Annotated in this window: 22 protein-coding genes; 5 read left to right on the forward strand and 17 right to left on the reverse strand. The window is 42.9% G+C overall.

Annotated elements, in window-relative coordinates; all coding sequences use genetic code 11:
• Positions 1–35 precede the first annotated feature (35 nt).
• Both ACO067_RS14950 and ACO067_RS14955 read right to left on the reverse strand, forming a co-directional pair.
• A complete protein-coding gene (locus ACO067_RS14950; RefSeq protein ID WP_421875362.1) occupies positions 36–2,426 on the reverse strand; it encodes a ribonucleoside-diphosphate reductase subunit alpha in 2,391 nt (796 codons plus the stop codon).
• 49 nt (positions 2,427–2,475) lie between these two features.
• Complete coding sequence (locus ACO067_RS14955) at positions 2,476–3,459, reverse strand: ribonucleoside-diphosphate reductase small subunit (protein WP_421875364.1); 984 nt, start codon at positions 3,457–3,459, stop codon at positions 2,476–2,478.
• Between the two features lie 485 nt (positions 3,460–3,944).
• On the opposite strand from ACO067_RS14955, the gene rplU reads away from it, so the two are divergent.
• Both rplU and rpmA read left to right on the forward strand, forming a co-directional pair.
• Positions 3,945–4,256, forward strand: a complete 312-nt coding sequence (gene rplU, locus ACO067_RS14960) for a 50S ribosomal protein L21 (RefSeq protein ID WP_421875366.1) — start codon at positions 3,945–3,947, stop codon at positions 4,254–4,256.
• A gap of 4 nt (positions 4,257–4,260) precedes the next feature.
• Positions 4,261–4,521 (forward strand): 50S ribosomal protein L27, encoded by a 261-nt coding sequence (gene rpmA, locus ACO067_RS14965; protein ID WP_421875368.1) that lies wholly within the window; start codon positions 4,261–4,263, stop codon positions 4,519–4,521.
• 60 nt (positions 4,522–4,581) lie between these two features.
• On the opposite strand, the gene ACO067_RS14970 is transcribed toward rpmA, so the two are convergent.
• From ACO067_RS14970 to ACO067_RS15010, 9 genes are all read right to left on the reverse strand, one after another.
• Positions 4,582–5,082 carry an NUMOD4 domain-containing protein gene (locus ACO067_RS14970; protein WP_421875370.1) on the reverse strand — a complete coding sequence of 167 codons (501 nt, stop codon included), beginning with the start codon at positions 5,080–5,082 and terminating at the stop codon, positions 4,582–4,584.
• A 185-nt stretch (positions 5,083–5,267) separates the two neighbouring features.
• Complete coding sequence (locus ACO067_RS14975; RefSeq protein WP_421875372.1) at positions 5,268–5,720, reverse strand: beta-carotene hydroxylase; 453 nt, start codon at positions 5,718–5,720, stop codon at positions 5,268–5,270.
• A 10-nt stretch (positions 5,721–5,730) separates the two neighbouring features.
• Complete coding sequence (locus ACO067_RS14980) at positions 5,731–6,576, reverse strand: 4-hydroxy-3-methylbut-2-enyl diphosphate reductase (protein WP_421875374.1); 846 nt, start codon at positions 6,574–6,576, stop codon at positions 5,731–5,733.
• 42 nt (positions 6,577–6,618) lie between these two features.
• Positions 6,619–7,311, reverse strand: coding sequence for a lycopene cyclase domain-containing protein (locus ACO067_RS14985; RefSeq protein WP_421875376.1), 693 nt, complete (start codon positions 7,309–7,311; stop codon positions 6,619–6,621).
• Positions 7,308–8,144 (reverse strand): phytoene/squalene synthase family protein, encoded by an 837-nt coding sequence (locus ACO067_RS14990; RefSeq protein WP_421875378.1) that lies wholly within the window; start codon positions 8,142–8,144, stop codon positions 7,308–7,310. Before ACO067_RS14990 ends, ACO067_RS14985 begins: the two co-directional genes overlap by 4 nt.
• Positions 8,145–8,152: 8 nt before the next feature.
• On the reverse strand, positions 8,153–9,622 hold the full coding sequence (locus ACO067_RS14995) for a phytoene desaturase family protein (protein ID WP_421875382.1): 1,470 nt from the start codon (positions 9,620–9,622) through the stop codon (positions 8,153–8,155).
• Positions 9,622–10,134 (reverse strand): RNA polymerase sigma factor, encoded by a 513-nt coding sequence (locus ACO067_RS15000; RefSeq protein WP_421875384.1) that lies wholly within the window; start codon positions 10,132–10,134, stop codon positions 9,622–9,624. The genes ACO067_RS14995 and ACO067_RS15000 overlap by 1 nt, the downstream gene beginning before the upstream one ends.
• A 395-nt stretch (positions 10,135–10,529) precedes the next feature.
• Complete coding sequence (locus ACO067_RS15005) at positions 10,530–11,426, reverse strand: MerR family transcriptional regulator (protein ID WP_421875387.1); 897 nt, start codon at positions 11,424–11,426, stop codon at positions 10,530–10,532.
• A gap of 75 nt (positions 11,427–11,501) precedes the next feature.
• Positions 11,502–12,101, reverse strand: a complete 600-nt coding sequence (locus tag ACO067_RS15010) for a carotenoid biosynthesis protein (RefSeq protein WP_421875389.1) — start codon at positions 12,099–12,101, stop codon at positions 11,502–11,504.
• A 93-nt stretch (positions 12,102–12,194) separates the two neighbouring features.
• Between ACO067_RS15010 and ACO067_RS15015 the strand changes: the two genes are divergently transcribed.
• A complete protein-coding gene (locus tag ACO067_RS15015; protein WP_421875391.1) occupies positions 12,195–12,500 on the forward strand; it encodes a DUF4286 family protein in 306 nt (101 codons plus the stop codon).
• Here the strand turns inward: ACO067_RS15015 and ACO067_RS15020 are convergent.
• On the reverse strand, positions 12,497–12,943 hold the full coding sequence (locus tag ACO067_RS15020; protein ID WP_421875393.1) for a GNAT family N-acetyltransferase: 447 nt from the start codon (positions 12,941–12,943) through the stop codon (positions 12,497–12,499). The genes ACO067_RS15015 and ACO067_RS15020 overlap by 4 nt on opposite strands.
• A 154-nt stretch (positions 12,944–13,097) precedes the next feature.
• Here ACO067_RS15020 and ACO067_RS15025 point away from each other — a divergent pair, with 154 nt between their 5' ends.
• The gene (locus ACO067_RS15025) at positions 13,098–15,503 is read left to right on the forward strand and encodes an ATP-binding protein (protein WP_421875395.1); all 2,406 of its coding nucleotides are present in this window, start codon (positions 13,098–13,100) and stop codon (positions 15,501–15,503) included.
• Positions 15,504–15,561: 58 nt separating this feature from the next.
• On the opposite strand, the gene ACO067_RS15030 is transcribed toward ACO067_RS15025, so the two are convergent.
• Both ACO067_RS15030 and serS read right to left on the reverse strand, forming a co-directional pair.
• Positions 15,562–17,706, reverse strand: coding sequence for a prolyl oligopeptidase family serine peptidase (locus ACO067_RS15030; RefSeq protein WP_421875397.1), 2,145 nt, complete (start codon positions 17,704–17,706; stop codon positions 15,562–15,564).
• Positions 17,707–17,790: 84 nt separating this feature from the next.
• Complete coding sequence (gene serS, locus ACO067_RS15035; RefSeq protein ID WP_421875399.1) at positions 17,791–19,071, reverse strand: serine--tRNA ligase; 1,281 nt, start codon at positions 19,069–19,071, stop codon at positions 17,791–17,793.
• 266 nt (positions 19,072–19,337) lie between these two features.
• Here serS and rho point away from each other — a divergent pair, with 266 nt between their 5' ends.
• Positions 19,338–20,993 carry a transcription termination factor Rho gene (gene rho / locus ACO067_RS15040; RefSeq protein WP_421875401.1) on the forward strand — a complete coding sequence of 552 codons (1,656 nt, stop codon included), beginning with the start codon at positions 19,338–19,340 and terminating at the stop codon, positions 20,991–20,993.
• Positions 20,994–21,075: 82 nt separating this feature from the next.
• On the opposite strand, the gene ACO067_RS15045 is transcribed toward rho, so the two are convergent.
• The 3 genes from ACO067_RS15045 to ACO067_RS15055 form a co-directional block, all read right to left on the reverse strand.
• Entirely contained in the window at positions 21,076–24,588 is a 3,513-nt protein-coding gene (locus ACO067_RS15045; RefSeq protein WP_421875403.1) for a CotH kinase family protein, read from the reverse strand.
• Positions 24,585–25,733 (reverse strand): hypothetical protein, encoded by a 1,149-nt coding sequence (locus ACO067_RS15050; RefSeq protein WP_421875405.1) that lies wholly within the window; start codon positions 25,731–25,733, stop codon positions 24,585–24,587. Before ACO067_RS15050 ends, ACO067_RS15045 begins: the two co-directional genes overlap by 4 nt.
• Before the next feature lie 88 nt (positions 25,734–25,821).
• Positions 25,822–26,814 (reverse strand): HlyD family secretion protein, encoded by a 993-nt coding sequence (locus ACO067_RS15055; RefSeq protein ID WP_421875407.1) that lies wholly within the window; start codon positions 26,812–26,814, stop codon positions 25,822–25,824.
• Positions 26,815–26,816 lie beyond the last annotated feature (2 nt).

A 26,816-nucleotide genomic window follows, 5' to 3' on the forward strand; every position in this document is an offset into this window, starting at 1 on the left:
AGGCTTTCCGATTATTATCAAAATTTGCGATTAAATTAACTTCCGCACATCTCGCATCCTTCAGGATCGTCTAGCGAGCATTGCATCGCTGCTGCATTTTGAGCTTTGGCATCATCCTGAGATGCCTGTGCTTGTTTTGTTTCTGGTTGAGCTTGTTGCTCTTTTTCCAGTGTAAACTTGATCGCGTCAGTCGCTGCTTTCGTTCTCAAGTAGTACATACCCGTTTTCAATCCTTTCTTCCATGCATAGAAGTGCATTGAGGTCATCTTACCGAAGTTGGCATCCATTAAGTGAATGTTCAAGCTCTGACTCTGACAGATATAAGCTCCACGGTCAGCAGACATATCAATGATGGATTTTTGAGAAATTTCCCAAACGGTCTTATATCGCTCTTTGATATCTTCTGGGATCTCTGGAATCTCCTGTACAGACCCATTTGCTGCCATGATTCGGTTCTTCATTCTGTCATCCCAAAGTCCGAGCTTGATTAGGTCAGTCATCAGGTGCTTGTTCACTACGATAAACTCACCAGAAAGTGTTCTTCGGGTATAGATGTTGGAAGTGTACGGCTCAAAGCACTCGTTATTTCCAAGGATCTGTGATGTAGAAGCCGTAGGCATTGGAGCGAGCAAGAGAGAGTTTCTCACTCCGTTCTTTCTTACTTTCTGCTTCAATTCATACCAATCCCATCTGTTGCTGTCAGGAGTCACTCCCCACATGTCAAACTGGAAGATACCTTTTGATACCGGAGATCCTTTGAATGTTTCATATGGACCATCTTTGATGGCCAGCTCCATGGATGTTTCCATAGCACCGTAGTAGATGGTTTCAAAGATTTCAGCATTGAGCTTACGTGACTCTGGTGAATCGAAAGGCATTTTCATCAGCATAAATACGTCCGCGAGTCCCTGAACACCAATACCGATTGGTCGGTGCTTCATATTGGAGTTGCGTGCTTCCTTCACCGGGTAGTAGTTGATATCGATAACCTTGTTGAGGTTTCGAGTAGCTACTTTGGTGATTTCGTATAGTTTTTGATGATCAAAAGTTCCGTCTTCTTTCACGAATTTAGGAAGTGCTATGGAAGCCAGGTTACATACAGCCACCTCATCTTTGGAAGTGTACTCCATGATCTCAGTACACAGGTTGCTTGATCTGATGGTACCGAGGTTCTTTTGGTTTGATTTCTTATTCGCGTGATCCTTATATAGGATGTAAGGAGTTCCTGTTTCAATTTGGGACTCCAGGATCTCGAACCAAAGCTCCTGAGCTTTTACGGTTCTTCTAGCGCGTCCTTCTTGTTCGTACTTATTGTAGAGTTTCTCAAACTCATCACCGTATGAATCGTAAAGGTTCGGAGCTTCATCCGGGCTGAATAGTGACCAGTCACCATTTTCTTCTACCCGCTTCATGAACAAATCAGGAATCCACAGTGCGTAGAACAAGTCTCTTGCTCTCAACTCTTCTTTTCCGTGGTTTTTCTTCAACTGAAGGAACTCAAAAATGTCTGCATGCCATGGCTCCAGATAGATCGCAAAACTTCCTTTACGCTTTCCACCACCTTGGTCTACGTATCTAGCAGTCATATCAAAGTTTCTCAACATAGGGACGATACCATTAGAAGTACCGTTGGTTCCTTTGATATAAGCTCCTGTTGCTCGTACGTTGTGGATGCTAAGGCCGATACCTCCAGCTGATTGGGAGATTTTGGCGCATTGCTTCAATGTATCATAGATACCGTCAATGCTGTCGTCTTGCATGCTAAGAAGGAAACAAGAAGAAAGCTGTGGTTTCGGTGTACCTGCATTGAAAAGGGTAGGAGTGGCATGAGTAAACCACTTCTCAGACATCAGGTTGTAAGTTTCTATCGCCGCGTCGATATCATCCATATGAATACCAACTGAAACTCTCATCAACATGTGCTGCGGACGCTCTACTATCTTACCATCCAATTTCATTAAGTAAGAGCGCTCTAATGTTTTATAACCAAAGAAGTCGTAATTGTAATCTCTGGTATAGTCTACTGCTTCATCCAGACGCTTGGCATTGGCTCTGATGATTCCATAAACTTCTTTTGAAAGTAGTGCAGCATTCTCATCAGTCTTCGGGTTTACGTAAGTATAGAGTCTTTTCATTGTAGTGGAAAAAGACTCCTCAGTTACCTTGTGAAGATTGGAGATAGAAATTCTGGCAGCCAGTTTAGCAAAATCCGGATGACGTGTGGTCATGGTGGCTGCGATTTCAGCAGCAAGGTTGTCCAGCTCTACAGTGGTCACACCATCATAAAGACCGTCGATCACCTTCTTGGCAATTTCTACAGGCTTTACAAAGTCAGAATTAAGTCCGTCGCAGAGTTTCTCGATGCGCGCTGTGATTTTGTCGAATTTTACGGATTCCCTTCGTCCGTCTCTTTTAATTACAAGCATTTTTTATAAAAGGCGATTATATGGATGGAAAATATTGGATTAAGTTCTATTAGAAGTCTTCGTCCAGACTGAATTTAGGTTTGTCGCTTTCACCTTTGCTACTATCCATAACTCCTGCTTTCTGGTATTCTCCCACTCGCTTCTCAAAGAAGTTGGTTTTACCTTGAAGTGAGATCATGTCCATAAAGTCAAATGGATTAGTAGAATTGTAAACCTTGGCGCAGCCTAGCTCTGCTAAAAGTCTGTCAGCGACAAACTCAATGTACTGACACATCAGGTCAGCGTTCATTCCGATCAGTTTTACCGGAAGAGCATCCGTCACAAACTCTTTTTCAATCGTCACCGCGTCCTGAATGATTTCAGAGACCGTCTGCCTGTCGAGTTTGTTAATTATGTGGTTGTTATATAGAAGACAAGCGAAATCACAGTGAAGTCCCTCGTCTCGTGAGATCAATTCATTAGAGAAAGTAAGTCCTGGCATCAAACCTCTCTTCTTCAGCCAGAAGATGGAACAGAAGCTCCCTGAGAAGAAAATACCTTCTACAGCTGCAAAAGCGATTAGTCGCTCCTGGAAGTTGCCTTCATCGATCCAGCGTAGCGCCCAGTCAGCTTTCTTTTTCACACAGTCCATGGTTTCGATGGCGTGGAAAAGTCCGTCTTTCTCTTTATTATCTTTTACGTAAGTGTCTATCAGTAATGAGTAAGTCTCGGAGTGGATGTTTTCGATGGCAATTTGGAAACCGTAGAAAAACTTTGCTTCGGTGTATTGCACCTCGGAAACCATGTTTTCTGCCAGGTTTTCATTTACGATTCCATCACTAGCCGCAAAGAATGCCAGTACGTGCTTGATAAAGTGTCTTTCACCATCGTTAAGTGCTGCCCAGTCTTTGAGATCCTGACTGAGATCAATCTCCTCTGCCGTCCAGAAACTAGCCTCCGCCTTCTTATAGAACTGCCAAATATCATTGTGTTCTATCGGAAATAGTACAAAGCGATCCGGGTTGTCTTTTAATAATGGTTCTTCTTGGCTCATAAGTTTCTTAATTTATTCAAACTTTATCCACTAGACAAATTGAATACTCACAATGTTATCCACATTCAAATTCAGTTATCCACATTTAGAAAACACTAAAGCCACGTTTGACCAAAAACGCGGTTTTTACATGTTTTGCTAAGGTTTGGGATACAGCCCGAAGCGAAAAGTGGTTTATTTTTCTCTAAGCTGCGTTTACAAATGTGTAAAAAGTCGGCCGGAAAATCAAGCGCAAAAACTAGGTAAAATGCTGAGCTAAAAAAAGTTGAAAAAAAGAGATAACCTGCTGTAAGGAAGGAGATTAGATTACATTTGTCTAATGAACACTTCATTAAAAAACAGCGTAGATAAGGTTTTTAGTGAGTGAAAAAAAGATGAAAAAAATGTGAATTTTTTTTTATCCGGGATTTATGCTAAGGGTTTGTTTGAAAATTAAATGACAACCCATATCTTTGCATTCCTTTTTGAAAAAGCAAACAGAAATCATGTACGCAATAGTAGACATAGCCGGGAAACAATTCAAAGTTGAGAAAGACAACTTTGTGTACGCACCATTATTAGAAGGAGAAGCAGGATCTGCTGTCAGTTTTGATCAGGTGCTGTTGGTAGATAATGACGGTAAGGTAAAAGTAGGAGCTCCTACAGTGAAAGGTGCATCAGTATCCGGAAAGATATTAGAGCATGTAAAAGGTGACAAAGTAATCGTCTTCAAGAAGAAAAGAAGAAAAGGTTATAAGAAGAAGAACGGTCACCGTCAGAATTTCTCAAAAGTATTAATCGAAGACATTAAAGGATAATCTCATGGCACATAAGAAAGGTGTAGGTAGTTCTAAGAACGGAAGAGAATCAGAAAGTAAACGTTTGGGTGTAAAGATCTACGGTGGTCAAAAAGCGATCGCTGGTAACATCATCGTGCGTCAAAGAGGTACGAAGCACCACCCTGGTGATAACGTGGGTATGGGTAAAGACCATACATTGTTTGCTTTGATCGATGGAACTGTAAGATTCAGAAAAGGAAGACAGGATCGTTCATATGTATATGTAGATCCTATCGCTGAATAAGCAATAAGATATAATCAATAATGAAAAAGCCTGATCTACTGATCAGGCTTTTTCTATTTATTAGCTTACAAGCTCTGGCTCTTTGTTTTTCCTGGGTCTTCCCGGCAGTACAGTGTCTGGCTTAAAGCCATTCTTGTATCGCTTTTTTCGGGTCTTCCATACTTTGAAGTTGTTTTTGTTACCCACCTCAAATTGCCATTTCATGTGCTCTGAGGCACTCACCCACTTCAAGTTGTCTGCCTTGTTGTTTCTCGGGTTGTTGTCTTCATGAATGATCATGTTGAACTCTTCCGGATCGTTGTTGTCCACAAAGGCTTTCGCTACTTCCTTATGTGGATAAACTGTTCGTCTTCTTTTCTCATCATCGATGAGATCCAGAAAATAGCACTTGCAGGTTTTGTTCCAACGTTGCTTCATCATTTTGCCTTTGATGGTCATGTTGGTCTTGCTGCCTTTGTGCCAGGTTTTTCTTGTTTTACTTCTGATCTTTCCTCTGGAGGAAATCTCATAATTGCTGAAGCCATCTATTGGCTTCCATACTTCTTCTGTTTGCTGTGACATGTTCGCTTGTTTTCAGTTTAACTAAAACAAGCTGATTCTTAATGAGGAGTTAATCTAGCGGTATTGAGATTAAAGTTAAAATAATTATTCAAAGCGGCCTTATGTCTTTCGGTGAATTCGGTTGAATGGCGTGATTAACGGGATTAATGAGAGGATTTGTGGGACGAGATTCATGAAATGGCCGATCAATTTTTCTTCTCATACCTTTTTGGCGCATAAAGGAAGCCAAATGCCTCGGCTCCTTCTTTGGTATGGGTCTCATGGTGTACATAGTGTGCATTCATGATTCGCTTCATGTATTTACTTTTGGCATGAAAGGGGATCTTCACTCGCCTGTGTACGATGATGTCATGAAAGATAAAATAGAAGATACCGTAGCTCATGATGCCAAACCCAATAAACTTGATCCAGCTGACCGCCTCTACCTCGTAGCCTAGTATGATGAGTGAGATGGAAGGGATGCTAAAGACCAGAGCAAACAAATCGTTCCGCTCGAGTGTATGTTTGTGCTTCACATGATGGGACCTATGCCAGCTCCACAGAAAACCATGCATGATGTATTTGTGTGTAAACCATGCCACGCCTTCCATAAATAAGAAGGTGCCAATAATCATGGCTGTGTTGATTAAATAGTCCATATGCTAAGTACTAAAAAGAATGTAGCTCATCTCTTACTTCCTCCATGAGCCACATAGGTGTAGAGGTGGCGCCACAGATACCAATGGAGTCCTTTGGTGTAAACCATTGGATATCCAATTCGCTTTTATTGGATACAAAGTAAGTGTTTGGGTTATTCTCTTTGCAAATATTGTAGAGAACTTTTCCATTGGAGGATTTGGTTCCAGATACGAAGACTATTTTGTCAAACTTCCGAGCAAAATCGCGGAGTTCTTTGTCTCTATTGCTCACCTGCCGGCAGATAGTATCGTTGGCATTAACCTCTATCCCTGCAGCGGTCAGTTGATCTTTGATGTTGTAGAAATTGTCGGTGCTTTTGGTGGTTTGACTGTATAGGGTGATTCGTTTAGGTAAGCTAGCTACGTCCAATTCTTCCAATTCCTGAAAGACCACTGCATCATCATTGGTTTGTCCGAGTAACCCGACCACTTCTGCATGGCCATGTTTGCCATAGATATAGATTTGATCCCCTTTGTCATAGGAGTTTTTAATACGGTTTTGCAGTTTTAGCACCACTGGACAGCTGGCATCCACGAGTGTCAGATTGTTTTCGATAGCCAGTTGGTAGGTGCTGGGCGGTTCTCCGTGCGCTCTGATGAGTACATTGGCGTCTCTGATGTTTAACAGATCATCATGACTAATGATCTCCAACCCTTTAGCTTGTAGGCGTTTAACCTCCTCGTCATTGTGGACGATATCACCCAGACAATAGAGGTGGCCATGTTCCTCCAGAATATCTTCAGCCATCTCAATGGCATATACCACACCAAAGCAGAAGCCGGAATTTTGATCGATTGTGACATTGAGATTCATCATGAGCTTAACAACTGGTTTAGATATATTCGTACAAAATCATGTTCAAGGATTTTGTTTGAATGATTTTTTTAATTTTTCGAACAGAAAGACATTCATCAATAACAAGAGAAGAGCATACATTGTGTCTTCAATGGGTATAGTCAGAATCCTGATAGATAGGTTCTCGTCATTATTGTACCATACAATAGGGGCATCCAGTCCATAACCGGTTAGGACTCCATTGACCAATATGAAGGGAATCAGATGCAATAGGTAGGCTACCCAAAAGTGACCAAACCACCAGGGGTTAATCAAGCTCACAAAGAGTAAGAAGCTACCGGCAAATAGAAAATTCCAAAAGGTGTAAGCCTGGTCACTGTTCACCAGGGCTATGCCGATCAGTCCTAGACCTAGTGCCATGGAGGTCCACTTTATAGCTGAAGAAGTATGAATGTGAGGTAGAAAATAATGAACGCATTCATAAATAAAGACGCTAGCAAATGGTACAGTAATGAAAAACAGGATTTCTTCCAGAGGTAGCTCGAAAATATAAATCCCTACAAGATAATCTGGATTGAACCCCCAGACACCGGCTCTTGTAAACAACACATCCCATACGATGAAGAAGAATCCTGTAATACCAATCGCCTGGAATAGTGGGCTCCACTTTTTGGCATATTGAATCCTAGGCTCGAACGACCGAACCAATGGGAAGGAAATGGTGAAAATGTGCAGTATGAGGTATAGCGATTTCATCCTAGCGCATTGAGCCGGTTCAGTACCAGTGTTTTGAAAAGCAGGAGCATTTTCTTTTGATCAGGGACTCTTATTCTTTCTGAGAGTATTTTAGTAGGAGGTAGGTTTTTAATCTTTTTGAAAAGCTGGAGATAGTACACGTAAGCGAGGTAAACTCCCGCTTTAGCTCCCTTGGGTAGATTTTTGATTCCTTCCAGTGCAGCTTCAAAGTCGGCTGCTATATCTTCCTCAATAATTCTTTTATCCTCTTCGGTGAATGCTTCAAAATTTACACCTGGGAAATAGACTCTGCCACGATCTTTGAAATCACTCTTCAGATCTCTAAGGAAATTGACTTTTTGGAAAGCAGCTCCCAGTCGCTTCGCAGAGGGCTCCAGATGCTGATAGGACTCATCTTTTCCTTCACAGAAGACTCTTAAACACATGAGACCCACGACTTCTGCTGAGCCGTAAATGTATGTTTCATAGCCCTCTTGTGTATAAGCTGAGTTATCCAGGTCCATGCGCATGCTGTGGAGAAATGCATCAATCAGATCAAGAGGAATCTTGTATTCATTAACGATTAGTTGAAAACTGTGTAGTACAGGATTCAGACTTATTTTTTCTTCAATGGCTTTATAGGTGTCAGCTTCAAATCGGTTGAGAAGATCTTCTTTGTCGTATCCATGAAAAGTGTCCACTATTTCATCGGCATACCGCACGAAACCATAAATCGCATAAATAGGTAAATGGTATTTTTTATCCAGGGTTTTTATACCCAGGGTAAATGAGGTGCTGTAATGCTGAGTGATCAGCTTGCTACACTTAAGGGTGGTTTCACTGAATAGGTCCATTGCTAAATTTACTTAAAATCCTTTTTGATTTCTTTAGCCACCACTTCTCCAGATATGATGGATGGTGGTACTCCTGGGCCGGGGACGGTAAGCTGGCCAGTGAAATAAAGATTTTTCAGATGTTTGTTTTTTAATGAAGGTTTTAAGATAGCGGTTTGCATCAATGTATTTGCTAATCCATAGGCATTTCCTTTGAAGGAATGGTAGTCTGAAATGAAGTCCTTATGAGCAAAACTTTCTTTACAGATGACATGATCTCTAATCGATGTGCCAGTGAAGTCTTCCAAACGGTCCATCACCAGTCCATAATAATACGCTCTGGTTTCTTCAGTGTCCTCAAGGTTTGGAGCCACTGGTATTAGCACAACCAGATTTTCACATCCTGCTGGAGCTACTGTGGGGTCCGTCTTAGAAGTGGCTGAGGTATAAAGCAGTGGTTTGGTAGGCCATTTGGGATCATTGTAAATTTCATGTGCATGGCGTTTGAAGTCTTCATCAAAAAAGAGTACATGGTGCAGCATGTTGGGGAGTTCTTTGTCCACACCTATGTAGAACAGCAGGGAGGAGGGGGCCATTACGCGACTGTCCCAATATTGCTCTGTGTAGTTTCGGTATTCTTTGGGTAAGATCTGTGATTCTATATGATGGTAATCTGCACCACCCACCACTATATCTACGTCATATTCTGATTTGGAGGTGATTAGTTTGCTGATTGATTTTCCTTGATAGCTGAAGGAAGTGACGGCTTCATCGAGGTGTATTTCTACTCCAAGTTCTCCGGCCAGTTTGGTCATAGCCTCTACTACCTTGTGCATGCCTCCCTGCGGGTACCAGGTGCCTAGTGAAATATCAGCATAGTTCATCAGGCTGTATAGCGCTGGAGTGTTCTCTGGAGTGCTTCCTAGAAATAATACCGGGAATTCTAGAAGTTGGATGAGTTTCTCGTTTTTGAAAAACTTTCGTATGTGCTTACTCATGGAGGTGAATACATCCATTTTGAGTAGTCCATTGAGTAGTCTGGGGTCTATAAACTCTGTGAGTGATCTGCTTGGCTTGTACACCAGATCATTGATGCCTACTTCGTATTTGTATTCAGCCTGCTTCAAAAACTTCCTAAGTCCCTGAGCGGCTCCTGGCTCTATCGATTCGAAAAGCGCTTCCATTTCTGACATGGAAGCAGGCAGATCTATGTGTTCATCTTTGAACCTCACCCTATAGCTAGGGTCAAGTCGGGTGAGTGAGTAATAATCTGAGGGTTTTTTACCAAAACGAGCAAAAAACTGTTCGAATACATCCGGCATCCAGTACCAACTAGGCCCCATATCAAAAGTAAAGCCAGACATTTGGAGTTGTCTGGCTCTACCTCCGGGCCTCTCATTCTTTTCAAAAACATTAACCTTGTTGCCGGCTTTGGCTAAATGGCAAGCGGCTGAGAGTCCTGCGAAACCGCTACCAATAACTGCAATACGTTTTGTCATTAGTTTTTCTTGCCGTAAACTTTCAATTTAGACTTCAGTTCTTTTCTGGCAATATGGATTCTGTTTTTTACAGTACCAATGGGGATCTCCAATTTATCGGCAATTTCGTGATATTTAAACCCTCTAAAGTGCATCATGAATGGCACTTTATAAGAGTCCTGAAGTCGGTCAATCGCATTGTTGATATCTCTCATCGCAAAATCCGTATATGCGTTGTTCTGGATGATGCTATCGGTAGAATTTATGTAATGTAGGTTTTCTGTAGTATCGATGAATGTATTACGTCGCATCATTCGCTGATAATTGGTGATGAACGTGTTTTTCATAATGGTATACATCCATGCTTTCAGGTTAGTACCCTCGGCGAATTTATCTCTGTTCGTAAATGCTTTTAGAATTGTTTCTTGAAGCAAGTCATTCGCGTCTTCCATATCCTTGGTCAGCTTTAGTGCGAATGGTTTTAGAGAACTTGTAAGTTGATCTACTTTATAACTGAATTCAAGTGCTGTCATGGTTGTGGAATTTATTTTTGTTTAATTCAAATGTATAAAAAGTTAAACAGAAATCCAAAGGTTTGTTTAAAGTTTCTAATACAAGTGTAAACAAATATACGTGTATAGACATATAAGGGTTCATTAAAAACGCATTAAAATGTGATTAAACACAGTATTCTATAATCCAGCGAAATATTTTGATAATATTTTGTTTAAGAAGACTTCACAAAACGTGCTTTTGTGAAATGAGTTAAAAAAGAGCTGTGAAGTATAGTTGTGAATTGATACTCTAGCCTTGACTCAAATAAGGACAAGTAGTGATCTGCCTAATGGTTCTGCAGAAAGATTTACTAGGGGTTGGGAGGTAGCTTTTCATAGGGCCGCTTAACACTTGCCACTGTCAGTCGAAATGATCAGGCTATGGTAAGCGTGTTTTCTTCCACAAATTGGATGAGCTGCTCTAGTCTGGTGAAGATGGTGACGTTTTCAGGGCATTCAACATCTTGTCCAATAACCTGAAATCCTGTTAATAAGATTTGAGTGCCTGAGAAACTAGACGCTAGTCGGTCTACATAAGCTTGAATTTCGCTAGGTCCGGGAACGGTGGTCAGCACAGATAGTATGTAGTCAGGTTCGTGTATGTCGTGAACAGCGGACAGATCCATGAAAGGAAGTGATTGTCCCAGGTAGACTGTTTTATTGTTTCGTGACTTGATGATATAGTCTGCAAATAACAAACTGAGCTCATGCAGTTCTCCTTCTGGTAAGAAGAGGATGTATTTTCTGGCCTTGTCACTACCGACCGAGTATTGTCCATCGATAGCCGCTATTAGCTTCTGACGCACCAGATTAGAAATGAAATGCTCTTGTGCCGGATTGATGGCCCCAGTTTGCCAAAGGATTCCGATTTTGGATAAGAAAGGATAAATGATGTTCATCATTGTCTTTTCAAATCCCAGCTTCAGAATATTAGTGGAAATAATTTTTTCAAAACGTTCCTCGTCTAAGTCCACCATGGCAATGGTGAGGGAATGAATTTGTTCTGGATAGCGAAGGTTGCGCTCGGTCAACTTCAGCACTTCTCGCTGCATGTCTCCAGCACTCATCTCAGCAATTTTGGAGATTTTAACTCCGTTTTCCTTGAGTAATGCTACGTTCAGGATGAGCTTCAAATCGTGATCATCATAGTAGCGTATGTTCGTATCTGTTCGCTTGGGTTTGATCAACTCATAACGTTGTTCCCATATCCTGATGGTATGTGCTTTTATACCTGACAGATGTTCTAAATCTCTTATCGAAAACGTACTCATCCGTTAATATCTCTTAATCTTTCCCTACAAAGAACATTGGGTTTGTGTAGTTAACTTGTCAATTTCCAAAAGTGTTTAAATTTTGAAGAAAATCTGAAGAAAACTAAAATAGAAAGTTTGAGAACCAACCGTAACGCCGGATTGTTTATTTAAATTCTCCTTAAATAATTGATGGAAAACAAGCTGGATGCCAAACGAAACGACTAACCAACCGGCATAATTACTCAATGGAATGTCTCCCTGATGCCAGGTCCAGTAGTCAAATCTAACCGCTATGGGTTCAATGAGTAAATCAATTAAGACCATGCCCAATGCTGCGAGGATGCTTTTAGCAACTATCGGCAGACCAAGTCTCGCGGTGAGCATGCCAAAGCAATAGGAGAGGATAAACCAGTTGACACCTATTAATACGGGCACATTCAGGAGTTGCACACCAAGTGTACTGCCATAGGTATAGTCACCAAAAGGAAACCCTGTGGTCACCCCAATTACTTCCACAGTGAAACCTGCGATGCTTGACAGAACAAAAAAAAGTATCAACTGCTTTTTTGTCCCATTATGGCAGTATGCCAGCAGTCCTGCATTAATCAGTAGGTTCACTGGAGTGAGGCCAATTGTCAACTCTCTCGTTTGAGGGATAGCACAACCAATGGCTCCTACCAGATGTAAAATCATAATAATGAAGGAGACTATATGGTCTTTTGTATAGATCATTGCGTGAGAAACCACTTACTTTGAGATTGGTTTTATAAAGCAGACGAAAAAGAGATGATTTTATATAATGTCACTGTAAATGTAGAGGAAACTGTAGTGGGCGATTGGCTAACGTGGATGAAAGAAGAGCATATTCCAGAAGTGTTGGCAACCGGCTGTTTCGTGGAGCATAAAATACTGAAGTTGCTGCAAGAGGATCCCGAAGCTCAGGGCTCTACCTATGCCATTCAGTATTTTGCCGAGACCATGCATCAGATTAATCATTACCTGAATAACCACGCGCCATTGCTGAGGCAAAAGCACGTAGACCGCTACCTCAACAAATGCGTATCCTTTAGAACTTTGCTGGAGGTGGTTTAGAAGTCGAGGTGGCAGTTAAGCCACTCTTCTTCCATTTTGGCCTGGTATTTCTTATAGAAGTTAATAGCCGGTTCATTCCAGTCCAGTACTTGCCACATCATGCCGGTAGCCCCTTCTTCTTTACCTGCTTCTATGGTTTTGTCAAAGAGCATCTTGCCTATACCCAAGCCCCTCTTGGATTCAGTGACAATGAGGTCTTCCAGGTAAATGCGACGACCTTTCCAGGTGGAGTAGCGCCAGTAATAGATTGACAATCCGTGGATGACGCCATCTTCCTCAGCTACGATGAAGTCAAAAATGGGCCGATCTCCAAAGCCGTCTTTCTCCATCATTTCCACCGTGTTGGATACTTCTTCTGGAGCTTTCTCATACAATGCTAGTTCTTCTATGAGTTCGAATGCTCGGGGGAGGTCTGCTTTGGTGCCTTTTCTTATTTGGATCATGTCGCTAAGATAGCAAACTATCAAAAATGCAGGGTTTGTTGGTATTTGATTAATCCAATTATGGGTTGGATTCAAAAAAGTAGTAAATGGGATAAATTTGTAGTTTATTGTTAATTTGTAGTTATATTTCACTTATCGCCAAACCGACCGCCATTTGAAATATCCAATCATCAACCGAATTGCTTTTTCATTGCTTCTGGCATTGAGTGTCTTTTCAGCTAAATCGCAAAAGCTGGAAAACGGCTTGTTAGATTTTCGCAACTTGCCAGAGGATTTTACTTACATGAGTTTAGATGGTGAGTGGTACTTTCATTGGAAATCATTAGTCAACGAATCCTCTCTCACTCCAGGTGGAGAATTGGTGCCTTTTCCAAGGCTTTGGAAAAATGAGCCATTGACTGACTATTCCTCTACCGGCTATGCTACTTATCAGATTGAGGTGCTGATGGACCCAGATCAGAAACTAGCCATTTACACACCAGCTGTCTACAATGCCTATCGCTTTTACATCAATGGAGAGCTGATTTCCAGCAATGGAGAGGTTGGCACAAGCAAAGAAACTACAGAGCCCAAGTGGATACAGCTCACCAATCCAATTGATCAGGAAATTTTGCGGGATACCAATGTCTTTACACTGCAGGTTGCCAACTTCAGACACTCGAGAGGTGGTCCAGTAGATAGTATTCTCCTGGGAGATAGAGATGAGCTAACCAGCCATAGAAATTATGTATTTACTCTTGATGCCATTCTCACAGGCGCTCTGATCATGGGAGGGATGTTTTTCCTTGGATTGTACTTGTATGGAAGACGCCAGCGGAATATTCTCTACTTCGCATTGTTTTGCATGACATTTAGTTACTACGTCTTTGGCAGTGGCAATTACATCATGCACTGGTTATTTCCTGATATCCCCTGGTTACTGTCCATCAAGCTGGAATATGTATCCGTGTATCTGCTGACTATTCTGTTACTCAAATATGCCTACGCTACCTATCCGAAGGATAGTCCAAAATACTTTGAAAAAGTGGTAGTATATGTCAGTTTAGCTTTTCTGGTTTGTGCAGTAGTCTTACCTCCTTCCATCTTTACATTTCTACAAAATTTCTTCTTGATTTTCGTCTTTGGAGTGATTGGACTCGGGTTCTACATTTACCTCAACGCTTTAAAAAACAAACGTCCGGGCTCCAAGTTTGCAATGATCTCTGCAAGTGTCATTCTGCTGGTGTTGTTACTGCAGGTACTACACCGCATGACTTTTCTGGATTTGCCAATATTCCTGGTACCACTGGGCTATATGATCTTTTTCTTTTTGCAGTCGATCACCACATCCCAGCAAGTGGCACTGGCCTGGAAACAGGCCAAAGAGGATGCAGAAGCCAGTATGCGTGCCAAGTCGGACTTTCTGTCTACTATGTCACACGAGATCCGCACACCGATGAATGCTGTGATTGGTTTAACGCATCACTTGCTCTACAGTCATCCGAGAAACGATCAGAAGAAAACCCTGGATACTTTGAAGTTTTCGTCAGAGAACCTGTTACGCCTGATCAACGATATCCTTGATTTTAACAAATTGGAGTCCGGAAAGCTGATTATAGAAGAGGCTGTTTTTAATATCAAAGAACTGGGCCAGAACCTGGTGGATGGTTTCAAGACTACTGCTGAGGAGGTTAAGACAAAAGTGGTTTTTGACTATGATGAAGATCTGCCAGCCATGTATGTAGGAGATGCGGGACGATTGACTCAGGTACTTTCTAATCTGATCAATAATGCCATCAAGTTTACCAAGGATGGTACAGTCACTTTGCGTATCAAGCAGCGTGAGCGCGAGCCAGAGAGCATTTTGGTGGCTTTTGATGTGGAGGATACTGGCATTGGGATTTCTAAGGCCCATCAGCAGAAAATATTTGAAAAATTTAATCAGGCCAACACCTCCATCAACAGGACCTACGGCGGAACCGGACTTGGATTAGCCATTAGCAAAAAGATCCTGGAGCTTCAGGGGGTTCAGATCCAGCTTGAGAGTGAGCTCGGCAAGGGGTCGAAGTTCTTTTTCGAGCAGCGATTCAAAATTGCTAAAGGTGTCAGGAAATCAGTTGCTAAGCCAAGCTTTCTGGTGGATCCACTATTGGACAAACGCGTCTTATTGGTGGAGGACAATGATGTGAATGTAATGGTGGCGCAGAAATTTCTAGAAAAGTGGCATTGTGATATTGAGTATGCAAAAAATGGAGAAGAAGCTTTGGAGATGTATGAGGAAGGAAAGTATGATATTATCCTGATGGACTTGCAGATGCCTGTAATGGATGGTTATACTGCAACCAAGGAGCTCCGATCTCGAGGGGCCAAGCTACCTATTTTGGCATTGACTGCTGCTGCACTCTCTGACATTGAATTAAACATCAAGTCTGCCGGGCTGGATGATTTAGTGGTGAAGCCTTTTCACCCAGATCATCTATACGCCAAACTGGTGAAACATCTGGTGGAGATACCTAATGAGCTTAAGGCTCAAATGGCTCAGGAGCAAGCCCGTCAAGAAGAGGAGTCCAACCAGGAGTAATAAAAAAAGAGGCCGCTCAATTTGTTTGAACAGCCTCTTTCATAGCCTCAAACTCTGATTACATATCTTTCTTCGCCAAATCAGGAATCACTCCCATGTTGTACCAGGCGAATGCATATTTATCTGCTTCTTGCTCGATACTTTTAGAAATAGGAGTTCCGGCTCCATGTCCTGCATCTGTTTCAATGCGAATGAGCACAGGCGTGTCTCCAGTGTGGGCCTCTTGCAATCCAGCAGCAAATTTGAATGAGTGTGCAGGTACTACTCGATCATCATGGTCTGCAGTGGTCACCATGGTGGCTGGGTAATTAGCGGCATCCAGATTGTGCACCGGAGAGTAGTTTAGCAAGTATTGAAACATCTCTTCAGATTCTTCTGAGGTGCCATAATCGGAAGCCCATCCGGCACCAGCAGTAAACTTGTGATAGCGAAGCATATCCATCACTCCCACAGCTGGGAATGCCACTCTGGCCAGGTCAGGACGCTGGGTCATGGTGGCACCTACCAGGAGTCCTCCATTAGATCCACCGGCTATTGCCAGGAAGTCACTAGAGGTATAGCCCTGATCTATCAGGTACTCACCCGCGGCTATGAAATCATCAAAAACATTCTGCTTCTGCATTTTTGTGCCAGCTTTATGCCATTCTTCACCATATTCTCCACCTCCGCGTATGTTTGGCTGTGCATAGATTCCGCCATTCTCCAGCCACAGGATTCTACTAGTACTGAAAGTTGGTCTCAGGCTGACATTGAAGCCACCATAGGCGTATAGGTAAGTGGGGTTCTTGCCTGTCTTTTCCAACCCTTTTTTATGTACTATGAACATTGGCACTTCTGTTCCGTCTTTGCTTTTGTAGAAGATCTGCTCGGTCACATAATCTTCAGGGTTGAAATCAATGTCTGGCTGTTCGTAGAGTTCGGATTTGCCAGATGAAATATCGTATTTGAAAATGGTGCTTGGGTAAGTGAATGATGTGAATGTGTAATATAGTTCAGGCTCATCCATTTTACCACCAAACCCATAAGCTGAACCTATGTCTGGTAGCTCTACGTTTCTCACGAGCTCACCCTCCATGTCGTATTGTTTGATCACTGTTTTGGCATCTTCCAGATAGCTGGCAAAAATGTATCCGCCACCTGTATTGGCTGAGAGTACGTTTTCTGTTTCGGGGATTAGATCCACCCAGGTAGAGGTATTTGGGTTGTCAATAGTGGTGGTAACGATACGGTTATTTGGCGCGTCAGTATTTGTTTGGAGAATCAGTCGATTGCCATCTGTGGTTAGTAGCGACTCCTCAGTGTCCATGTTTTCATCCACTGAGATAATTTTTGAAGATGGATCACTCAAGTCTTTGATGAAGAGCACATTGCCACTGGTGCTTGATGCAGCACCTATAGTCAGGTAACGGTCGTCTTCAGACACTCCTCCAAATATGTATCTGTAAGGTTGAGCCTCTCCACCAAAAATCAGCTGGTCTTCAGACTGATCTGTCCCCAGTTGGTGATAGTAGAGTTTGTGGTATTGAGTTTTGGCTGATAGTTCACTGCCATCTTTGGGTTGATCATAAGAGCTGTAATAAAAGCCCTCATTTCCTTTCCAGCTCATCCCGCTGAATTTGATATTGTGCAGGGTGTCACCTACTAGCTCCAGGGTTTCGGTGTCCATAACCAGGGCCTTTCTCCAGTCAGAGCCCCCGATCGAGATCAGGTAGCCAAACAACTTGCCATCGTCTGTAAAGCTGGTAGAGGCAAGAGAGATGGTGCCATCTTCAGTGAATTTATTTGGGTCTAAAAATACTTCTGGTTCCGAATCTGAGTCTTTGCGGCGGTAGAGCACACTTTGGTTTTGAAGGCCATCGTTTTTGTAGAAATATTCCCATTCCCCATGTCTGGTAGGAGCCGAAACACGCGCATAGTCGTAGAGTTTTTCTAGTCGTTCTTTCAGCTTACCTCTGAAAGGGATGTCCTTTAGATAGGCGAAAGTGACGTCATTTTGACTTTCCACCCATCCAGCGGTTTCTTCAGACATATCGTCCTCTAACCAACGGTAAGGGTCAGGCACTTCGGTGCCAAAGTAGGTGTCTACCGTGTCCACTTTTGCTGTGGTGGGGTAGGTGAGGTTTTCAGCTGATTCTGATTCTTGTTGCTGCGGAGTACAAGCACAGAAAGCTCCTAAAAAGAACAATGGAATTAATTTCTTCATGGTAAGGTTTCAGTTTATTTCCCATGAAGATAAAAAGAAGGGATTCCATTTCTGAAATCCCTTTTAAACTTTATATAAGTGGTCTTATTTATGGATCACATCCATACCCATGTACGGTTGCAATACCTCAGGTACTTTGATACCGTCAGTTGTTTGGTTGTTTTCCAAAATTGCTGCCAGAATGCGTGGAATTGCAAGCGCAGAACCATTGAGTGTGTGGGCCAACTGTTTCTTGTTCTCAGCATTTTTATAACGCAGCTTGAGCCTGTTGGCTTGATAGGTTTCGAAGTTGGAAACCGAGCTCACTTCCAGCCACTTGTCCTGAGCGGCAGAGTACACCTCAAAGTCAAAAGTCAAAGCGGAGGTAAAACCCAGGTCACCACCACAAAGTCTGAGAATGCGATAAGGAAGTCCCAGATTGTTGACCAACTGCTCTACATGGGCTACCATCTGATCCAGCACCTGATACGAATCCTCAGGTTTGGCTATCTGAACGATCTCTACTTTGTCAAACTGATGTAGCCTGTTGAGTCCACGTACATGCGCTCCCCATGACCCAGCTTCTCTTCGGAAGCAAGGTGTATAACCAACATGTTTAATAGGTAATTCGGTTTCGCTGACAATCACATCTCGATAAATGTTGGTGATAGGTACTTCAGCCGTTGGGATGAGGAAAAGGTTGGAATCGGTGATTCCATACATTTGACCTTCCTTGTCAGGAAGTTGACCTGTTCCATATCCAGAATCTTCGTTGATCAGAATAGGCGGTTGCACTTCAATGTATCCCGCTTTTTGAGCTTCATCCAGGAAGTAGTTGACTAGGGAACGCACCATGCGTGCTCCGGCACCTTTATAAAAAGGAAAGCCTGCACCAGTCACTTTATTGCCTAGTTCGAAATCAATAATATCATATTCGGCGATCAGGTCCCAGTGAGGTTTGGCTCCTTCGGGAAGCTTCGGTTTCTTGCTTTCATCCAGCTTCACTATCTCATTGTCTTCCTCGTTTTTACCTGCTTTTACAGTTGGGTGAGGAATGTTGGGGATATTGTAGAGTTTACTCAGTAATCCTTCCTGAATGCTGTTGAGCTGTTCAGATAGGGCTTTATCGCGCTCCTTAAGTTGAGCGGTTTCGGCTTTGGCCGCTTCTGCTTCCTCTTTTTTTCCTTCTTTAAAAAGCTGTCCGATTTGTTTGGCTAGCTGATTGGATTTTGCCTTGGTATCGTCCAGTTCTTGTTGTGTTTTTTTTCTTTCTGCATCCAGATCTGTTACTTCTTTGAGGAGTTCTTTACCGTTTGGAATTCCACGTTTACTCAGACCGTCAATATATGCATCCAGGTTCTCCTGTATGTTGATTACTTGTAGCATTTCACTCTAAATTTCTGGCTTTACCAATGAGCATGCAAAGTAACTGGCATTCCGCCAATAAAGGAAGTGAACCGTCAAAATATTGGTTTTTCCCCATTGGTAGAAATTAGGCGCTGATATTTGGGAAATAGTACTCGTTATCCTATACTTGTGGAGCAATTCAAGTGGACCTCCACTTAATTTTTATCCATTTCGATATATTTTATCTAAACTCTCCGCACGTTTTCTGACCAGCGGAATCAGTTATTAAACCCACTTATTAATTTATGTACACTTTAGATGATTTGAGTGTAAGGCTCCTTTCCGAATTGAGAGAGATAGCTGAAGAACTTGGTATCAAGAACGCCAAGAAAACTGCTAAAAAGGATCTGATCTACGAAATTCTGGACAAGCAGGCAACATTACCTGATGGTGAATTGAAGAAATTGAAGAAAGACAAGGCTGATAAATCAGAAGAGCCTAAAAAATCTGACGATAAGCCTAAGAAGAAGCCAGCTGGTAAAAAACGTGAAAACGTAAAAGAAACTGGCGGCAAGAAAGAAGAAAAGAGTGCCGACGATCTATTGAAGTCACTGGACATAGAGATAGAGCAAACGGCGGATTCAGGCTCCAAAGAATCCAAACCAGCAAAATCTGAGGACAACAATCCTCGCAGAAGAAGAGAAAACGATCCGCGCTCCAAAGACAATAATGGTGGCGAACACAAGGATCAACAAAAAGACCAAAGAGAAAATAAGGACCAGCGCAGAGACAATCGAAATGAGCAAAAAAGCAAAAAGGCTCAGTTCAATGAAGATGTGAAGGAATTTGATGGTATGATTGAGAACGAAGGTGTTCTTGAAATCATGCAGGATGGTTATGGGTTCTTAAGATCTAGTGACTATCACTATTTGGCTAGCCCGGATGATATTTATGTGTCACCTTCCCAGATTAAATTGTTTGGCCTTAAGACTGGAGATACGGTAAAAGGTCAAATCAGACCTCCTAAAGATGGAGAGAAGTATTTTGCACTACTCAGAGTAGAAAGCGTCAACGGAAAGACCACTGAGGAAATCAGAGATCGTGTAGCGTTCGAATACCTAACACCGCTTTTTCCAGATCAAAAACTGAACCTGAGCTCTAAGCCGGATAACTATTCCACGCGTATTGTAGACCTATTTGCACCAATTGGTAAAGGTCAGCGTGGAATGATCGTAGCTCAGCCAAAAACTGGTAAAACAGTACTCTTGAAGAATATCGCCAATGCGATTGCAGAGAATCATCCTGAGGTTTACCTGATGATCCTCCTGATCGATGAAAGACCTGAGGAGGTTACTGATATGGCTAGGTCTGTAAAGGCAGAGGTAGTAGCTTCTACGTTTGATGAGCAGGCAGACAGACACGTGAAGGTTTCTAACATTGTGTTGGAAAAAGCTAAGCGCATGGTGGAATGCGGACATGATGTAGTGATCCTTTTGGATTCCATTACTCGTCTTGCACGTGCTCACAATACGGTAGCTCCTTCTTCTGGAAAAATCTTGTCTGGTGGTGTGGATGCTAACGCACTTCACAAGCCGAAGCGTTTTTTCGGGGCGGCTAGAAACGTGGAGAATGGTGGATCACTGACGATTATCGCCACGGCATTGATCGAGACTGGTTCTAAAATGGACGAAGTGATCTTTGAAGAATTCAAAGGTACTGGTAACATGGAGCTTCAGCTAGATAGAAAACTATCCAACAAGCGAGTTTACCCAGCGATCGATGTGCCGGCTTCAGGTACGCGTCGTGAGGATCTGTTGATGGACAAAGAAGAACTTCAGCGTGTATGGATCCTTCGCAAGTTCATGTCTGACATGAACAGTAACGAAGCGATGGAATTCCTTCTGAGCAAAATGAAGGGAACTAGAAATAACGATGAGTTCTTGATCTCGATGAACGGTTAAGAACATTCGATAGATAAATAAAAAGCCTTCCTGAGTACTCAGGAAGGCTTTTTTATTGGTTACGACTGATAGTGTGGTATACTTACCGCTGGATCATAATTCTTTCCACTGTACGGGACTCTTCACTCTCAATCATGAGGAAATAGACACCTTTATTCAGAGCCTTTGGAAGCGACAACTCTTTGGCAAATGAGTTTTCGTACCTGCCATTGTAGAGCACCGACACCCTTTTTCCAGAAACATCCAATAACTCCACTCTCAGGGATTTGGAATTTTTCAACTTACAGGTAAGCCAAAAACTCCCGGCTTCCACTGGATTTGGGTATACCGTAGTGATTATGGAAGTCAAACCTGTAGGATCAAGTTCTGCCTCATTGCTTTCTCCAGGGTTGCCATTGTTTCCCAGTCCATACCAGCTTTCAGCATCGGCATTGTCAAGAGCCGGGTTTTTCAAGGCTAGCGTACTTCCTTTACCATCTGGCTGGGTGGGCCATGGAGATTCTGATAGGTAACAGACCTCATCGGTTAAGATACCGTCTGCATTGAATAAGCGCACGCAATCTCCATCACTGGACAAGCCAAAATCCATGTTGCCAAGGATGTTTTCAGTAGTGTGTATGCTGCTGAAGGCTTCAGTGTCTCTACAAATAACCAGAAAGTCACCCGCTTCCAGAGCTGTTCCATCCACGAAAATGAATTGGTGGCCATCGTCATCATCTTTAAGTACCCAACCACTAAGGTCGATTGTCTGCTCACCTTTGTTGTAGAGTTCTACCCAGTCTTCGGTTTCTGAGTCTTTGTCAGAGTTGTAATTGATTTCGTTGATGGTGATTGAGGTCAACTCACTGTTTTCTTCTTCAAATACGGCAGTAATTGAGAGGACATCGTCGGGATTTACCCGAACGGTAATCTCTGCACTGGTGAGATCACCTTCCCACCGTAGAAAACGATATCCGGGTTTAGGTTGGGCTGTTAAGGTAACCGGATTGCCATCAAAATAAGCGCCACTCCATGGGTAGGATGTAAGGTTGATGGAGTTGATGGTGATGTCTCCGAAAGCCTCATCGTTCACTTCCAGGGTGATGTCGTTGATGCCATCCAGATCAAAGGAACCATTGATGTGGTTGCGTACGTGTCCTGGTCGTTGGTTGGCAAATGTTTTCATGCGAGACACATTGTTGGACCAGTCGGAGTAGCTTCCGCCCCATCTGCTTAGATGGTCAGAGATTTCATTGGCAATAGTGCTTTCATAAGCGGATATTTTTTCAACTACTGCTTCTGGAAGAAATGTGGTGTTGAGCTGATCGGCAAAAGTGTTGATAAAGCGTTCTTTAAACGTTGCGTTTTCCATAAGTCGTCGGAGCAACAAGGTAGACCAGGGCGGGTTTGGCCAGTCTGGTCCATTGGCATCCAGGGCAAAATTCACAGTATTCCAGGAGACCTTTCCTTCGTTCCACGGGTCAAAACCGAAATCCGTATCGTAGGCAATCCATCGCCATTTGCTATTGGGTTGGTTTGATTTCCAGTATTTGATATTGTTTCCAGGCCAATCTCGATTGTCAATAAAGATGTTGCCAATCTGGTAGTGAATGAAGTTTTCAATATCTATTCGGTCAGCTACATACTCATAGTTGTCAGTGTTCTGCAGGCTGTTAGATTGAATAAAGGCAGTTAGGTCCAGAAACTCTTGTTCATCTCCCTCCACAGGAATAGCGTTTGCTTCTAATATGGTTATGCTGTCTGGATCCAGGTCAAAATGATTGCCCAGAAAGTCTTCATTCACTTTTTCTCTTATATTTTGGATGCCCCAGTATTCCCCATTGAGGTATATGACTGCCGGACGATAAGCTTGCTTGTCTACAGATTCATGAAAAAGGGAGGTTAAAAGAGCATCACGAAACATGGTGTTGTTCCAGTCGTTGCCTGAGTTTCTTAAAACGATGTTAGCAAATTCATCCAGCTCCAGATCTGGGAAGATCTTGTCTTTGATTTCATTCTTCCCGTATGATTTTCGCGCAAAAATGGAAAGACTTTTCTGTGCGTTGCCTCTTGACCATCCACCGAATATTTTTACTCCGGCATCTTGCGCAAATGCCAGGTCACCATCTGGATCGTACATTTCTATATGGATAGGCCGCTCCCAATCCTCCCAGAAATTTGCTCCGAAATGTGGGAAATCCGAACTGGCATTTGGTCCCATGACGTATATCCCCTCGTTGTAGTCCCAGAAATTGTCCGGATGGGTTGTGAGTGAAATAACTGCCACTTCATGATCTGTATGGATGATATAGGATGCAGTATTCACTGCGCCAGGAAGCGAGGTTTCTTGTATGGTCTGTGCCCTCAATACGGTGGTGGAACTAATGGTAATCGGGCTGCTATAAAGCTGACCTGAGAGCTCAGGAAGTGATCCGTCAGTAGAGTAATAGATAGGTGCATCGGATTCACTACTCAGAGTTACTTGAAGCGATTCATTATACAATCCGCCCTCCTCAGAAAAAAGGACCTTTGCACCGAAACCGGCATATCCAGCTGTGCTGTTGGATTCACCTGGGGTGGGTTCGTTATAGTACACCCAGTTTTCACTGCCATCAGTCTCGCGTCCATACGAAATGTCTACTGGAAGGTCATCAGTATGTACCGAATTGATAACTTCACCAGAAGGAGAAATCAGAAAAATGTAATCACCATCCGCATTGATCTTAAAATTGGAATGTAGGTAGCTGCCACTGGCAGGAAGATGCGATGATAGACTTCCGTCGACTGGCGTGGTGCTCCCAAAAGATAAGAATGGAATAGCCGTAAGATCAGAGGAGGTGGCGTTGGCATTGTGAACCTGCACTGCCAAAACGTTAGTACCTGTTTCTAAAAGGTCTTTATCAAAGCTGAAAGAAGCTGGCCGACCTCCCTGATAGAGCTGAGCTTCATGATCGTAATCATCTGCGAACTGATCATAGGGAGGTGGGCCCTCTGATGTCAGATTTTCCCGAGCTATTTCTGTTCCATTGAGGTATGCGACAAATCCATCATCATAGTCTATGTGAAATAGTGCTTCGGCAATAGCCTCTGGACTATCCAGATTGAACTCTTTGCGAATGAACACACTTCCTGCATTTGTCAGTGTGGTGTTGTCATCATTATCTCCATACCCAAATCCGCTGGGACCGACTTCCCAGGAGGTGGCATCAAAGTCAGCGTTCATCCAATTTGGTGAGGTGGATGCATCAGGTATGAGGTACGACCAATCATCTCCCCAGTCGATCACCGTTTCCCAATAAAGTGGTGGTGTATCCCGATCCTTATCAGAGGCAAATACCAATAAATGCTGACCTGGTGCCAAGGCCATTGCTGGAAACGTCCATGGGGTTTCCAGTGTGCCAGAGTCAGCCAAAACATAACCCTCCAGGTCAATTGGGTCTGCTCCGTTATTATATAGCTCAACCCAATCCGGGGTATCTCCATCCTCATCAAATAGGGTATTGTTGTTCGAGGACATTATTTCATTGATGACTAGGTCCTGAGCAGATCCAGTCCAGTGCATTAGTAGCGCTAGCAAGATCAGAGTATAGTTGAGTTTAATAGCTGGTATCATCATTTAGAATTTGTTTGGTGGATCGGTTCCAGGTTATTGGATAAGAAATTTATCAGCGGCCTTTGAGCGAGTAGCCCTTCTAGTTCCAGATAGTCCAGAAAGGCACTCAGGAGTCTTTCATGTGTGTCCAGGCTTTTCCATGTTAAGTCCAACTTATAGCGCCGGTATTTGAATATGGTGTTAGAATTAGCTGATGTGCTTATGTTTTGGGCTAAATCTTCGGCTCGATTGATCTTGGAATCAATTAACCGATGGAGCTCATAAAGTGCTTTTATTTGGTTTTTTTGAGACTCTATTTCCTGTGCCATTATTTCAGTTAATCGTGAGTTGTCATTTCTTTTTTCAATCAGTTTAAAGCGATTTCTAGCCAGATCAGCTTTGTCTCGGTTGACGATGGGCAAGGAAATGCCCACTTGAAATCCCAAATGATCATTGAGCGTATTTCCTTGATCCAAATCCATGTCAGCCTGAATAAACCCTATGTTGCTGAATGCTTCCCTCTTGCTGATGGTCAACATTTGTTCCTCCAAGGCAAGCTTTTCCTCGGATGAGCGGATGTAAGGGTTGGTATAGTTGGAGGTATCCCGGCCATCAAGAAAGGCCATGATTTGCTCCGGCTGGATCATCAGCCATGCAGACCAGTCAACGGTTGATTGAGTTGTATTTTGAATGATCTGATTGGTTTCAATCAGCTCCAATTTGCTTTCAGCTAAATCGATTTCAAGGTCACTTATTTCACTTTCGGCCTCCAGCAAGGCCTCGGCATTTAGCCCATTTGTTCCTTCCAGTATTTGGGCGTTTTGCACCTCCCTGATGGTTAGCAGTTGGCTCAGTAGTTGTGTTCGTGAGTCGACAAAGTAGCTCTCTATGAGTTGTTCATATCTGTCTTTGAGTACTCTGGCCAAAGCCAACTGGTAATTGATTTGGGTGGTTTGCTGGAGTTGTTTGCTGTACTCTTTGTTTGCTTTCACTTCCCAGGGATTAGATGGAGAGAGTCTCAGTCGATACTCAGAGAGCTGTTCACTAAAGTGATCGGATCTACCTCTTACTTCTACTTCCCGAATCCATGATGTCTTGATTTGATCTTGCTCAAGGAACGACAACTCTTCTGCATACCGAGTAAGACGTGAGTCATTCTGTGCTGACATTAGGTGCTCGTTTACGAATGAGTTTTGCGCCGAGGCATAAAGGCTGTACAGTGACCATGCAAGTATAAAGAGGCGTTTCATCATCATTTTAAGGTTGTAATATGACAAAGACCTTTTCTCCATTCAAAAACTTACTTTCCTCTGGAATCTCTATGAATATTTCACGACCCCATGATGGCATCTGATCAAATGTGCGTAATCGCTCTGGATATTGGATAATACGGCTACCCACTTCGATCACGGTTCCCTTGATCCTATATTGGCGATTAGTAGATTCTATATACACCACTGAGCCGCTTTCTAGCTCTATTTCATTGTGTTCATTGGTGAATGCCCTAATGATGGTTGGATTGTTTTCATAGACCGATAGCAAGTTGGTGTATGCTGGCACCAGCTGGTCGGTTTCCACATGGATGCTCCCAATGGTACCGTTGACTCGGGCGTATTGAGTGAGTTCCATTTCCTCTGTTTCCAGTAGCTGAATTTCTTTTTCTAATAAGTCTATTTCAGCAGAAGCGTTGGCTTCCTCCAGCGCATAGTTGGAATTGATTTCTTTGCGTTTCAACTGATATTCACGGTTCAGGAGCTTCTTTTCACCTTCTAGCAGCTGTAGCTTGCTCAGAAGCATTGAGTCAGGCGTCACCTGTTTTTGCCAGTCGAGCTTTTTGAAATCTTCCTGAATCCTTTGCTGCTGATCCAGAGAGGCTTTGATTTCCTGAATCTTGTTTTCGAGTTGCTTGATTTTCAGATCATATTCAAGGTCATTCAGGTATAGCTTGTTCTCCTTCTGGAGTTCTCGTTTGTTCAGATTGGCTTTGAGAAGAGTCAGTTTGTTTTGTTTGTTTTCTTTCTCTATTAGCAAATCAGGGCGTTCTACCCTGATCAGTGGGTCACCTTTTAGGATTTGTTCTCCAGGGACCACATACAGCTCTTTTATGCGGACATTCTTTTCAAAACTGACGGCATAGCTTCTTGGCTCCACTTCAGCCAGAATAGCTGCAGAGTCTTCAGAGCTGAATGCCACAAAAGCCAAGCCGGCGGCCAGGATTAGCCAAACGATAAAAAATATGTACTTCTTCACAG

Source organism: Marinoscillum sp. (genome assembly GCF_965229915.1).
In the GTDB taxonomy this organism is placed as follows: Bacteria; Bacteroidota; Bacteroidia; order Cytophagales; family Cyclobacteriaceae; genus Marinoscillum.